This is a genomic window from Achromobacter sp. HZ01, assembly GCF_003267925.1.
Classification (GTDB): domain Bacteria; phylum Pseudomonadota; class Gammaproteobacteria; order Burkholderiales; family Burkholderiaceae_B; genus Achromobacter; species Achromobacter pulmonis_A.
Genome location: NZ_LWKV01000007.1, coordinates 1 through 13,116, shown reverse-complemented (window position 1 = coordinate 13,116; position 13,116 = coordinate 1). Strand labels below are relative to the sequence as shown.

General features: G+C 67.6%; 12 protein-coding genes. 8 read left to right on the top strand and 4 right to left on the bottom strand.

Annotated features, from left to right (window positions below):
- The first annotated feature begins 10 nt into the window (after positions 1-10).
- The 5 genes from hemF (at position 11) to A6B37_RS24815 (ending at position 3,103) form a co-directional block, all read left to right on the top strand.
- Complete coding sequence (gene hemF, locus A6B37_RS24835) at positions 11-922, top strand: oxygen-dependent coproporphyrinogen oxidase (RefSeq protein WP_102771786.1); 912 nt, start codon at positions 11-13, stop codon at positions 920-922.
- Entirely contained in the window at positions 919-1,506 is a 588-nt protein-coding gene (nadD, locus tag A6B37_RS24830) for a nicotinate (nicotinamide) nucleotide adenylyltransferase (protein ID WP_102771787.1), read from the top strand. The genes hemF and nadD overlap by 4 nt, the downstream gene beginning before the upstream one ends.
- A gap of 74 nt (positions 1,507-1,580) precedes the next feature.
- Positions 1,581-1,985, top strand: a complete 405-nt coding sequence (gene rsfS / locus A6B37_RS24825; RefSeq protein ID WP_102771788.1) for a ribosome silencing factor — start codon at positions 1,581-1,583, stop codon at positions 1,983-1,985.
- Positions 1,986-1,992: 7 nt separating this feature from the next.
- A complete protein-coding gene (rlmH, locus tag A6B37_RS24820; protein ID WP_111827215.1) occupies positions 1,993-2,463 on the top strand; it encodes a 23S rRNA (pseudouridine(1915)-N(3))-methyltransferase RlmH in 471 nt (156 codons plus the stop codon).
- A gap of 22 nt (positions 2,464-2,485) precedes the next feature.
- A complete protein-coding gene (locus tag A6B37_RS24815) occupies positions 2,486-3,103 on the top strand; it encodes a nucleoside triphosphate pyrophosphatase (protein ID WP_111827214.1) in 618 nt (205 codons plus the stop codon).
- A 32-nt stretch (positions 3,104-3,135) separates the two neighbouring features.
- Here the strand turns inward: A6B37_RS24815 and A6B37_RS24810 are convergent, their stop codons facing one another.
- From A6B37_RS24810 to A6B37_RS24800, 3 genes are read right to left on the bottom strand one after another with little or no spacing between them, the layout of a single operon-like run.
- Positions 3,136-4,131 carry a tripartite tricarboxylate transporter substrate binding protein gene (locus tag A6B37_RS24810; RefSeq protein ID WP_111827213.1) on the bottom strand — a complete coding sequence of 332 codons (996 nt, stop codon included), beginning with the start codon at positions 4,129-4,131 and terminating at the stop codon, positions 3,136-3,138.
- Positions 4,132-4,162: 31 nt separating this feature from the next.
- The gene (locus tag A6B37_RS24805) at positions 4,163-6,094 is read right to left on the bottom strand and encodes an alkyl sulfatase dimerization domain-containing protein (protein WP_111827212.1); all 1,932 of its coding nucleotides are present in this window, start codon (positions 6,092-6,094) and stop codon (positions 4,163-4,165) included.
- Positions 6,095-6,124: 30 nt separating this feature from the next.
- Positions 6,125-7,153: an alcohol dehydrogenase catalytic domain-containing protein gene (locus A6B37_RS24800; protein WP_168202328.1), complete on the bottom strand. Its 1,029-nt coding sequence runs from the start codon at positions 7,151-7,153 to the stop codon at positions 6,125-6,127.
- 177 nt (positions 7,154-7,330) lie between these two features.
- Here A6B37_RS24800 and A6B37_RS24795 point away from each other — a divergent pair, with 177 nt between their 5' ends.
- The gene (locus A6B37_RS24795) at positions 7,331-8,080 is read left to right on the top strand and encodes a TetR/AcrR family transcriptional regulator (protein ID WP_111827210.1); all 750 of its coding nucleotides are present in this window, start codon (positions 7,331-7,333) and stop codon (positions 8,078-8,080) included.
- A 30-nt stretch (positions 8,081-8,110) separates the two neighbouring features.
- On the opposite strand, the gene A6B37_RS24790 is transcribed toward A6B37_RS24795, so the two are convergent.
- Entirely contained in the window at positions 8,111-9,469 is a 1,359-nt protein-coding gene (locus tag A6B37_RS24790) for a dicarboxylate/amino acid:cation symporter (RefSeq protein ID WP_111827209.1), read from the bottom strand.
- A gap of 292 nt (positions 9,470-9,761) precedes the next feature.
- Here A6B37_RS24790 and A6B37_RS24785 point away from each other — a divergent pair, with 292 nt between their 5' ends.
- Both A6B37_RS24785 and A6B37_RS24780 read left to right on the top strand, forming a co-directional pair.
- Entirely contained in the window at positions 9,762-11,696 is a 1,935-nt protein-coding gene (locus A6B37_RS24785; RefSeq protein ID WP_111827208.1) for an ATP-binding protein, read from the top strand.
- A complete protein-coding gene (locus A6B37_RS24780) occupies positions 11,680-13,044 on the top strand; it encodes a sigma-54 dependent transcriptional regulator (protein ID WP_210405820.1) in 1,365 nt (454 codons plus the stop codon). The genes A6B37_RS24785 and A6B37_RS24780 overlap by 17 nt, the downstream gene beginning before the upstream one ends.
- The last annotated feature ends 72 nt before the right edge of the window (positions 13,045-13,116 follow it).

Below are 13,116 nucleotides of genomic sequence, written 5' to 3'. Positions count from 1 at the left end.
GAGCCCGCCGATGAACGCCTTGCCCGTCTCCGCCGTGCGGGACTACCTCACCGGCTTGCAGGCCCGCATCGTCGGCGCCCTGGAAGAAGCGGAAGGCGCCGCCTTCCGCGCCGATGAATGGCAGCGTCCCGAAGGCGGCGGCGGCCTGTCGCGCCTGCTCGAAGGCGGCCAGCTGTTCGAACGGGCCGGCGTGCTGTTCAGCCATGTCCAGGGTTCCAAGCTGCCGCCCTCGGCCAGCGCGCACCGGCCAGAACTCGCCGGCCGCTCCTGGGAGGCGATGGGCGTGTCCATGGTGCTGCACCCGCGCAATCCGCACGTGCCCACCACGCACATGAACGTGCGCATGTTCACGGCGGCCGCGCGCCCCGGCCACGACGAAGCCGACGTTTTCTGGTTCGGCGGCGGCCTGGACCTGACCCCGTACTATCCGTTCGAGGAAGACGCGCGCCACTTCCACGCCGTATGCCGCGACGCGCTGGCCGGCCACGGCGCCGACTACTACCCGCGCTACAAGCGCTGGTGCGACGAATACTTCTTCCTCAAGCACCGCAACGAAACCCGCGGAATCGGCGGCATCTTCTTCGACGACCTGAACGCCCCGGGCTTCGACGCCTCCTTCGCCCTGACCCGCTCGGTCGGCGACGCCTTCCTGCCGGCCTACATGCCCATCGTGGAACGCCGCCGCGCCCTGCCCTATGGCGAGCGCGAACGCGACTTCCAGGCCTACCGCCGCGGCCGCTACGTGGAATTCAACCTGGTGTTCGACCGCGGCACGCTGTTCGGCCTGCAATCGGGCGGACGCACCGAATCCATCCTGCTGTCCATGCCGCCGCTGGCGCAGTGGCGCTACGACTGGCAGCCGCAGGCCGGCACGCCCGAGGCCGAACTGGCCGCCTACCTCAAGCCGCGGGACTGGGTTTGAAGCGCATCGGTCTCCTGGGCGGCAGTTTCGACCCCGTCCACGTCGCGCACATCGCGCTCGCCCAGACCGCGCTGCAGGCGCTGGGCCTGGCGGAAGTGCAGCTCATCCCGGCGGCCAACCCCTGGCAGCGCGCCGCGCTGCACGCCACCGGCCGCCAGCGCCTGGACATGCTGGAACTGGCGATCGCCGGCCATGCCGGGCTGGCCGTCAACCCGATCGAAATCGAACGGGGCGGCGCCACCTACACCCTCGACACCCTGCGCGCCCTGCCTGGCGGGGCGCGCTACGTCTGGCTGTTGGGCGCCGACCAACTCGCCAATTTCTGCACCTGGCGCAACTGGCAGGACATCGCCAGCCTGGTGGACCTGGCCGTGGCCACCCGTCCCGGCACGCCGCTGGCCGCGCCGCCGGAACTGGCCCGGCACCTCGGCGCCCTGGGCCGCGAATTGCAGGAACTGCCGTTCGCGCCCATGCCGGTATCGGCCTCCGACATCCGCCAGCGCCTGGCGCGCGGCGCATCCACCGAAGGCCTGCTCGCGCCGCCCGTCGCCGCGTATATTGCGGCGCACCATCTCTACCGATAAACCCCACCCGCCGGGCGTTCCAAACGTCCCAAAGCCAGCCTCTCGCTGACCCTGCGCGGGTTATATTTACAGTTATGGATATACAAAAACTCCAACGCGCCGTCATCGACGCCCTCGAAGACGTCAAGGCGCAAGACATCAAGGTTTTCAACACCACGCATCTGACCAGCCTGTTCGATCGCGTCGTGATTGCAAGCGCCACCTCCAACCGCCAGACCCGCGCGCTGGCCTCCAGCGTATCCGACCGCGGCCGCGCGCTCGGCCTGTCCGGCATCACCATCGAAGGCGAAGACACCGGCGAATGGGTCGTGGTCGACCTGGGCGACGTGGTCGTGCACATCATGCAGCCGGCCATCCGCCAGTACTACAACCTGGAAGAAATCTGGGGCGGCAAGCCGGTGCGCGTCAAGCTGCTGCCGGAATCCACCCGTCCCGCGCCCATCGCCGGCGACAGCGCCTACGACGGCACCGACTACTGAGCGCGCCGTGAAGCTCATCGTCGTGGCCGTGGGCACGCGCATGCCGGACTGGGTGCAGACCGCCTGGGACGACTACGCCAAGCGCCTGCCCGCCGATTGCGCGCTGGAACTGCGCGAGATCAAGCCCGAACCCCGCAACAGCGGCAAGACGCCGGCCCAGATGATGGCGGCCGAGGCCAAGCGGATCGACGCCGCCCTGCCCGCCGGCGTCCTGCGCCTGGCGCTGGACGAACGCGGCCGCGACCTCACCACCATGGCCCTGTCGCAAAAGCTGGAGCAATGGCGCGCCGGCGGCCAGGACGTGGCCTTCCTGATCGGCGGCCCGGACGGCCTGGACCCCGAACTGAAAGCCGCCTGCAGCGGCCAGCTGCGGCTGTCTTCGCTGACACTGCCGCACCCCATGGTGCGCGTGGTGCTGGCCGAGCAGCTCTACCGGGCCTGGGCCATCATGACCAACCATCCCTATCATCGCGCCTGAACGGCCCGGCCTCGCCGTAGCAATGACCGACACAACCACCTCGACCGCCCGCCTCTACCTCGCCTCGGCCAGCCCCAGGCGGCGCGAACTGCTGACGCAGATCGGCCTGCCCCACGAAGTGCTGCGGGTGCCGGCTCCGCCGGGCGAGGACGAACCCCAGCATCCCGGCGAAAGCGCCGCCGACTACGTCCAGCGCACCGCGCGCGACAAGGCGCTGCGCGGACGCGACTGGATGCATGAAAACCGTCTGCCGCGCCTGCCGTTGCTGGCCGCCGACACCACCGTGATCCTGGACGGCCAGGTCCTGGGCAAGCCCGCGGACCGCGCCGACGCCCAGCGCATCCTGCGCGCGCTGTCGGGCGCCGCCCACGAAGTGCGCACCGCCGTCGCGGTCTGGACCGGCGAACAACTGCTGGAGGCGGTTTCCATCACCGAAGTCCGCATGCGCGACCTGACGGACGACGAAATCGGCCGCTACTGCGACAGCGGCGAACCCTACGGCAAGGCCGGCGCCTACGGCATCCAGGGCCTGGCCGGCACGTTCATCTCGCATATCTCGGGCAGCTACACCGGCGTGATGGGCCTGCCGGTGTTCGAAACCGCCAACCTGCTGCGCGCCGCCGGCATCCGCACGCCCTGAGACGTTCGCCCGCGATGACGGGCGACCAGCGCTCACTCGATGGGCTTGAAGCCGATTTTCCGGACCAGCGTCCGCCAGCGCTCGGTCGAGGCGGTCAACTCGGCGCCCAGCAGCTGCGCCGGCTTGAAGTCAGGCAGGTATTCCGACCTGGCCAGCGTGTCGCGCACGGTCGCGTCCTGAAGCGCCGACCGCATGGCGTCTTGCAGCCGGGCGATGTCCGGCTCGGGCGTCCCCTGGCGGGCGACGATGCCGATAAATTCCTCGAACACGATATCCGGGTAGCCCAGCTCCGCCAGCGTGGGCACGTCCGGGGAAAACGGGGAGCGGACCGCCGACGTGACCGCCAGGACTTTGAGGCGCCCCGCTTTCACCAGCTCGATGAAGTTGCTGGACAGATTCACCGCCAGACTGACTTCGCCCGCGACCACCGCCTGGGTCAACTGCGGCCCGCCGCGATAGCTGATAGGTTCGAGCGACAGATTCTCGGCCTGTGCCAGCAACCGGCCCACGAACTCGGTGGCGTTGCCCAACCCGGGCACGCCGAACGTCGCCTCCTTGGTCGACCTGGCCCAGGCCACGAACTCCTGCAGCGTGGAATACGGCGCATCGGCGGGCGCCACGACCGACAAGTGGTAGATGCACAGTTTGCAGACCGGAGCGAACTCCGCAAGGCTGTACGGCAGCCGCTTGTAGACGTGCGGGTAGGCGGTGAGCATCGAGGCCGGCGTGAGCGCGAAGTTCGATCCGTCGGCCTGCGCGTTGCGCAGCCAATCCAGCGCGATGCGCCCGCCCGCGCCGGTCCGATTCTCGATCACCATCGCCTGGCCGAGATCGCGGCGGGCCGGCTCGGCGACCGCGCGGGCGACGAGGTCGGGGCCACCGCCAGGTGGAAAACCCACCATCAAGGTAATGGGCTTCCTCGACTGCGCGCGGACACTGCCGGCGCCGCTCATCGCCGCGCCGAAACCGGCCACCCGCGCGGCTGCAACTCCCGCGCCCATTTTCATCAGAAAACTGCGTCTCGACATGCTGGTCTCCTTGCTGGGGCCGGTTTTCGGCTCAGGGTTCGACGATGTTGAAGAGCGGATTGCACGTGTCCAGTCCTTCGAGCAGCTCGATCACCGGCTGCGCCTGGCCGCTGATCTGCGCCTCGCCGCTCTCCAGCGCCGCGCGTAATCCGCCCTGCGGCAGCAGGACCTTGAGCAGGCCCGCCCGAGTAGTGCTGAACACCGCGTCGGCGGCATCGCCGAACGACCCCGGGCGATGGCTCAGCGCGCCATGGCTGAGCGTCAGCTTGTGGCAGCTGCCTTCGTCGGTCATGCGCCAATCGAAGCGCAGCGCCTTGCCCTTGACCCTGTCGCCAACCACGCGGATGGCGATGAAATCGAAGAACAGCGGCATCGGCAGCCGGGCCACCACGCCGATGCTGATTGCGTTGCCATCCTTGGCGCGGGGCCGTATCCCTTCGCGCAGCTCGCGCGCGCCCAGCAGGTACGAGTTACGCCACGTGGCCGATTCGGCCTGGTATCCCAGCTGCTCGAACGCGTCCGCGCACAGCTGCCGGGCGCTCTGGTTGGACGGATCGGCGAAAACCGCCTGGTTCATGATCTGCGCCACCCAGCGGAATTCGCCGCGCTCGAAGTCGACTCGCGCCTGGGCGACCGCCTTGTCGATCCCGCCGATGTAGTCCATGTACTTGCCGGCGGCGTCGCTCGGCGGCAAAGGATTCAGATGCGCCGGATTGCCTTCGTACGGCCCCATGTAGAACGTGTAGATCGCCTGCACGTTATGCACCATGGCGCCGTAGTAGCCGCGCGTATGCCAACGCCGGGACAACTCATTGGGCACCATCAACTGCTCGGAGATTTCCCGGGGGGTCAGCCCGTGGCTCATCAGCCGCAGCGTCTGGTCGTGCAGGTAGCGATAGAGATCGCGCTGCTCGGTCAGGAAGGCCAGCACCCTGTCCGTGCCCCACACCGGCCAATGGTGCTGCGCCAGGCAGACGTCGGCCTGGCCTGCATACAGATCGACGCTTTCGTCCAGATAGCTGGCCCAGGCCAGTGCGTCGCGCACCTTGGCGCCGCGGATCGGACAAAGATTGTGCATCGTGTGGCAGGCGTTTTCCGCCATGTTCAGCGCGCGCATGGCCGGAAAATAAAAATTCATTTCAGCCGGCGCCTCGGTGCCGGGCGTCATCTGAAACACCACCTCCACGCCGTCGATGACCATGCGGTCGCCGGTCTTCCCGATCAGGCAGGTCGGCGCGATCAGCCCGGACGTGCCCTTGCCCAGGCCTTTGCCCAGGCCACTGTCGACGTGCGATTGCGGCCCCGGCTCCAGATACGTGCCGAACTGGAACTCGGCGCGCCGGCGCGAAGGAATGCCCGCCAGCAGCGACTCCGACATGACTTCCTCCATGAAGCCTTGCGGAGCAATGATCTGCGTGCGGCCGGCCGCCACGTCCTCTTCGCTGACCACGCCCTTGACGCCGCCGTAATGGTCCCGATGGCTGTGGCTGTATATGACCGCCACGATCTTGCGCGGGCCCAGGTGTTTTTCATACAACTGCAGCGCCGCGCTTGCGGCCTCCTCGAAGGTCAGCGGATCGATGACGATCAGGCCGGTGTCTCCTTCGATGAAAGTGATGTTCGCCAGATCGAAGCCCCGGACCTGATAGATGCGATCGCATACCTTGAACAGTCCGTGGATGCGGTTGAGCTGCGCCATCCGCCACAGGCTGGGATTGACGGTGAACGGCGCACACCTGTCTTCGAGAAAATCGTATTCCTTCTGGCTCCAGACGACGTTGCCGTCTGCATCGCGGATGACGGCATTCTCGATGGTGCCGATGAAGCCCCGGTTGGCGTCGTCGAAATCGCTGGTGTCGGAAAAATCCAGCGCCGAGGCCAGGCCTTGCTGCAAGGCTATCGTGTGCGCGTGGGCGTTCTTGCGCTGGGCGGCCGCCGCCGCGGGAATCATGTTACTGGTCATGGGATGAGATCGCGAGAGGAGTTGAAGGAATCAGATACGTGCTTGGACGCTGGAGAAATCGAGCACGGTCCTGCCCATTGCGCGGCGCTCATCCAGCGCCCGCAGAATGTCGCCGAGCTCGCCGGGCGGCTTCATGGCGATGGGCGGCGCCTGCAGCTTGCCGCTGCGGGCCAGCTCGACCACGCCATGCAGGTCCGCCAGCGTCCCGACGAACGAGCCGATGATTGCGATGGAGCGCTGCGCGATGGGCGGCAAGGGCAGCGCCAGCTCACCGCCGTGCAGGCCGACCAGGACATAAGTCCCGCCCTTGCGCAGCACGGCGTACGGCAGATCGAACGTCGACGGCATGCCCACGAAGTCGATGGCCGCGGCCAGACGCCCTGCGGTGGCTTCGGCGAGCGCCTGCTGGGCGTCCGGCCGGTCGCTGCGCACCACGCGGGCCGCGCCCTGCGCCCTGGCCGCCTCGAGCTTGCCGTCCTCCACATCGCAGGCGACGATCTTGTCGTATCCCATGCCCTTGAGCATGGCGATGGCCAACAGGCCCAGGCCGCCGCAGCCGAGCACCGCCACCCAGTCGGCCGCCCGCAGCTGCGGGGAGATCTTCGCTATCGCCGAATAACAGGTCGTGCCCGAGCAGGCCAGGGTGGCGGCGAATGCGTCGTCGATGCCGGACGCGTCGACCAGGTAGCGGGAATCCGGCACCAGCAAATGCGTCGCAAAGGCGCCCGGCAGCGCAATGCCGATATTGCGGGGCGCCGCGCACAGCGTGGACAGGCCCTCGTCGCAGGCCCAGCAGGTCCCGCAGCCGATCCAGGGATAGACCACCCGCTTGTCCCCCGCCCTGACGTCCTTCACGTCCGGCCCGACCGCCTCCACCACGCCCAGCGGCTCATGCCCGAGCGTGAGCGGTGGCGCCAGGCCCCGGTCCTTCAGGTATGCCTTCCTGCCTGCGCCCAGGTCAAAAAAACCGTGCCAGAGATGCACGTCGGAGTGGCAGACGCCGCAATGCGTGATGCGCATGACCACCTCGGAACCCTTGGGCTCCGGAGTTTCGCGCAAGCGGGCCTGCAAGGATTTTCCATGTTCCGTTACGTCATAGCTGAGCATGTAGCCTCCGTCATAGCTGCCGCGGCAGCGGCGCAACAGTGGCCACATTAAGACAGTCGACTTATATTTGTCAATCAACTGACTTAATTTTGATTGACCCTACAATAGACGAACCTCGACTATCGACGCATGCTGATGCCTCCCTCCTCCCCATCCGCCTCCCTCAAGCCGAAGCGCTCTCCCCGCGGCAGCGCGCAAGCGGGCACGGAGAACGTCGATGCGCTGCTCGAGACTGCACAACGCCTGTTCGCCGAGCGCGGCATAGACGCCGTATCCATGCGCGAGATCTCGCGCGAGGCCGGTCACCGCAACAACTCGGCGCTCCAGTACCACTTCGGCACCAAGGAGGCTCTGCTGCAAGCGATACTGGATGCGGGAATGCGAGAGGTGAACGTGCTGCGCAACGACCACATCGACCGGCTGTTCGCGACCCGCAGGCACACGGAACTGCGTGCCCTGGTCGAGGCGCTGGTATGGCCGCTGGCGGCAAAGCTGCAGACCAAAAAGCGCAATACCTACAACCGTTTTCTGGCCGCGAGCCAGATCCATCCGGATATCAATCTGCGGCCCAGCCCGGGCGACACGGACCGCGGCTTCCGGCGTCTCTATGAACTCGTCGAAAGCGCGCTGCCCCAGATCCCTGCCTCGGTGATGCAGCAACGCTGGCTCGCCAGCATCAGCTTCATGCTGTTCGCGTTGGCCGACTATGAGCGGATTAGCGCCCGGCGCAGCAAGTCGGAGCGGGCATTCGACATCCAACGGGCCATCGAGAACCTGATCGACATGCTGACCGGCGCGCTGGCGGCCCCGGTTTCGGAGCAGGTGCTGCAACGCTCCGCGGCTGCGGCGGAAGCCGCCCCTGAAGAGTCCGGGACGTAACCCGGGTCGGGGCGGCAAGGGTAAGCCGGCTCAGGCCTGGCTGATCGGCTCGCCGAGCATGGGCTGCGGCTCGGCGGCCGCCGGAGCCACGGCGGGCAGCGGCTGCGGATCGCCGGCCAGCGCGGCGTCCAGCCGCTCCTTGTCCAGTTCGCCCTCCCAGCGCGCGACCACGACGGTGGCGGTCGCGTTGCCGACCAGGTTGGTCAGCGCGCGGCATTCGGACATGAAGCGGTCCACGCCCAGGATCAGCGCCATGCCGGCGACCGGCACCGTGGGCACCACCGACAGGGTCGCGGCCAGCGTGATGAAGCCCGCGCCGGTCACGCCCGCGGCGCCCTTGGAGCTCAGCATCGCCACCAGCAGCAGCAGGATCTGGTCGCCCAGCGACAGCGGGATATCGCAGGCCTGCGCGATGAACAGCGCGGCCATCGTCATGTAGATGTTGGTTCCGTCCAGGTTGAACGAGTAGCCGGTGGGCACCACCAGGCCGACCACCGACTTCGAGCAGCCGGCGCGTTCCATCTTCTGCATCAGGGTGGGCAGCGCCGCTTCCGACGAGCTGGTGCCCAGCACCAGCAGCAGTTCCTCGCGGATGTAGCGCACCAGCTTCAGGATCGAAAAGCCGTTGTAGCGCGCCACCAGTCCCAGCACCACGACCACGAACAGCACCGAGGTCGCGTAGAACGTGCCCACCAGCATCGCCAGGTTAACGATGGACTTGATGCCGTACTTGCCGATGGTGAACGCCATGGCGCCGAACGCGCCGATGGGAGCGGCCTTCATCAGGATGGCCACCAGCCGGAACACCGGCTGGGCCAATGCGGTCATGAACGACAGTATCGGCTTGCCGCGCTCGCCGACCATGGCCAGCGAAATGCCGAACAGCACCGCCACGAACAGCACCTGCAGGATGTCGCCGCCCACGAACGGGCTGAAGATGGTTGTGGGGATCACGTTCATCAGAAAGCCGGTGACGGTGGAATCATGCGCCTTGGCCACATAGCCCGACACCGCCTTCTGGTCCAGCGTGCTCGGGTCGATGTGCATGCCCGCGCCGGGCTGCACCACGTGGCTGACGATCATGCCCACGATTAGCGCCAGTGTGGAAAAGCACAGGAAGTACAGCATGGCCTTGCCGGCGACCCGGCCGACCTTCTTGAGGTCGCTCATGGCGGCGATGCCGGTGGCCACGGTCAGGAAGATCACCGGAGCGATGATCATCTTGACCAGCTTGATGAAGGCGTCGCCCAGCGGCTGCATCTGCTGGCCCAGCTCGGGCTTGAATGCGCCCAGCAGCACCCCGACCACGATGGCGAAGATCACCTGCACATAAAGGATTTGATAGAACTTGAGCTTGCGCGCGGGCGCGACTTGATCCACGTCGATCATTGGGATTTGTCCCCACCAAAGCCCCTTGCTCCGGACGGCGTTGCGCGGCGGGCGACGGGGCGTTATCTGTTTTGTGGCCCGGCGCACTGCTTCCGGGCCCATGTCACCGCGCGTCGGAGCGCGGCTTGCCCCGACTTATGCAATAGCCATGCCAGCCCGACGGCGTGCGCCCTTCCATACACAAACCATTGATCAAAAAGGAATTTTTTCTACTTTCCGGAAAGCGGAACCTGGCATTCTGGCGAGATTCCACACAAAAAAGATATAGAATGTGCGAAAACCCGCACACATCATGTCCCGCCCCGCCTCCACCCCCGCCGCCCCGGCGCTGCCGCCCCGACCGGGCGCCAGGCGGCGCAAGTTCGCCTGGCTCTGGCGCGCCGGCGGCATCGTGCTGGCCGTCGCGCTGGTGTTCGGCGTGCTGCACGCCGCCACGCTCTGGGCCCGCGACGAGGCCCTGACGAACGCCGCGGCGCAGGCGCGCGGCGCGGCCCAGGTCAACGCGGCCCTGTTGCGCAACAATCTCGACAAATTCCGCGCCCTGCCCTTCGTGCTGACCCGCGACGTGGACGTGCGCGCCGCGCTCGAAAACCCCGCGCCGGGCCAGGTCGTGCCGCTGGACGAAAAGCTCGACTCGCTCAGCCGCGGCGTGGGCGCCTCGGCCATCTACGTGCTGGACCGCAAAGGGCTGGCGATCGCCGCGAGCAACTGGCGCGAGCCTGCCACCTTCGTCGGCGTGGACTACCAGTTCCGGCCTTATTTCCAGGGTTCGGTGGCGCAGGGCTCGGCCGAGCATTTCGCGCTGGGCACCATCAGCCATGAGGCCGGCCTGTACCTGGCGCGGCGCGTGGACGGCGTCGGCGGCAGGCTGCTGGGCGCGGTCGTGCTGAAAGTGGATTTCCGCGAACTGGAGGCCGACTGGCGCCAGTCCAACGCGCCGATCTTCGTCACCGACGAACACGGCGTGGTATTGCTGGGCAGCGTCTCCGACTGGCGCTTCAAGGTGCTGGCGCCGCTGGCGTCCGATCTGGCGCAAAAGCTGCGCACCAGCCTGCAGTTCGGCGACGCCCGCTTCCAGCCGCTGCCCTTGCGGCCCACGCTGCTGGCCGCAAGCAACGGCCAACTGGTGCGCACCGACGCCGCCCTGCCCCAGATCCCGGCCGGCGCGCCGCTATTGCATACGACGCTGCCCATCGCGGAATCGCCAGGCTGGACCCTGCACCTGCTCTCGCCGGTGCAGTCGTCCATCAACCAGGCCACCGCCAACGCGCAGCTGGGCGCGCTGCTCGCGCAAAGCGCGCTGGCCGCCATCGTCGGCATCGTCCTGCTGCGCCGCCATCGCCAGCGCGAGCGCGCGCAGCAGCAGGCGGTCATCCATGAACAGCTCGCCGCCCTGGTCGACGAGCGCACCGCGCAGCTGCTGGAAGTGAACGAGCAGCTCATCGAAGAAATGGACCAGCGCCAGCGCACCGACGCCCGCCTGCACACCATGCAGGAAGAACTGGTCCAGGCCAGCAAGCTGGCGCTGCTGGGCCAGGTCGCCGCCGGCGTCGCGCACGAGATCAACCAGCCCGTGGCCGCGATACGCGCCTACGCCGACAACGCCGCCGAATTCCTGCGCCGGCATGACGACGGCTCGGCGCGCGAGAACCTGCACACCATCGCCTCCCTGACCGAGCGCATCGGCCACATCACCGGCGAGCTGCGCGCCTTCTCGCGCAAGGCCGGCACCGCGGTCGGGCCCACCAGCCTCAAGGATTGCCTCGAAGGCGCGCTGCTGCTGGTCGGCCCGCGCGCACGGCGCCAGGCGGTGGCCCTGCAGCGCCCGCCCGAGGGCCAGAACTACCAGGTGCAAGCCAACCGCATCCGGCTCGAACAGGTTCTGGTCAATCTACTGCAGAACGCCCTGGAGGCACTGGACGGGCAGGCCGACGGCCGCATCGTCGTGACGTTGCGGGACCTCGGCGAATGCGTGCAGGTCCAGGTCGGCGACAACGGCCCCGGCCTGTCGGCGCAGGCGCGCGCCCGTCTCTTCACGCCTTTCCACACCACCAAGCCGGAAGGGCTGGGCCTGGGCCTGGTCATCTGCCGCGATCTGGTCGCCGAATTCGGCGGCCAGCTGGACGTCGCGGACCCGGCCGACGGTGGCGCCCTCTTCGTCCTGAGCCTGCGCAAGGCGTCCGGCCAGGACCTTGCCGCGAATCCTGCCCATGAAACCAGTCCCTGAATCCGCGTCCCCGCACGTCCTCTTCATCGACGACGACGACGAGCTGCGCCGCGCCAATGCCCAGACACTCAAGCTGCACGGCATTTCCGTGGACGCCCACGCCGGCGCGCGTCCCGCGCTGGCCGCGCTGACCCGTGAATTCGACGGCGTGGTGGTGACCGACATCCGCATGCCCGACATCGACGGCCTGCAGCTGTTTCGCCGGGTGCGCGACATCGATCCCGACATTCCGGTCATCCTGATCACGGGGCACGGCGACATCGCCACCGCCGTGCAATGCATGCACGACGGCGCCTATGACTTCCTGGCCAAGCCCTACGCGGCCGAACGGCTGGTCACCGCGATCGCGCACGCCGCCGAAAAACGCCGCCTGGTGCTGGAGAACCGCCGCCTGCGCGAAGCCGCCTTCGCCGTGGAGGCCGACGAGGTGCCCTTCATCGGCACCGCACCGGCCATGCAGCGCATCAAGCAGACGCTGCGCCATATCGCGGACGCCGACGTGGATGTGCTGGTCGAAGGCGAAACCGGCACCGGCAAGGAAGTGGTGGCCACCGCGCTGCACCGCCTGAGCCGCCGCCGCGACCGCCCGCTGGTGGCGATCAACTGCGGCGCGCTGCCCGAAAGCGTGATCGAAAGCGAATTGTTCGGCCACGAGGCCGGCGCGTTCACCGGCGCCCAGAAAAAGCGCATCGGGCGCATCGAACATGCCAGCGGCGGCACGCTGTTCCTGGATGAAATCGAAAGCATGCCGCTGGCCATCCAGGTCAAGCTGCTGCGCGTGCTCGAATCCCGCCAGATCACGCCCCTGGGCAGCAACGAGGTGCGCAGCCTGGACCTGCGCGTGGTCGCAGCCACCAAGGAAGACCTGGGCAGCCCCGCGATCCGCGACAAGTTCCGCGAGGACCTGTTCTACCGCCTCAACGTGGTCACGATACGGATTCCTCCGCTGCGCGAGCGCCGCGAGGACATCCCGCTGCTGTTCGCCCACTATCTCGGGCATGCCTCGCGCCGCTTCCACCGCGACATCCCCGAAATGCCCGCGTCCATCAAGCAGCACGTGCTCACGCACGACTGGCCCGGCAACGTGCGCGAACTGGCGCATTTCGCCGAACGCGTGGTGCTGGGCGTGCTGAACGCCCCGCCCACGGCGGCGCCGGCCGCCGCCGCAGGCGCGCTCAGCCTGCCGGAACGGATGGAACGCTTCGAGGCCCAGCTCATCCGCGAAGCCCTGGCCACGCACCAGGGCGACATCAAGGCGACGCTGGAAGCGCTGGGCATTCCGCGCAAGACCTTCTACGACAAGCTGCAGCGCCACGGCATCGAACGCCAGCAGTACATGCCGCGGTAAACCCGCGGCGACGCCCCAAAACAAAAAACCCTCGCCGCAATATCGGCGAGGGTTTTCGTTTTGTACAGGCAC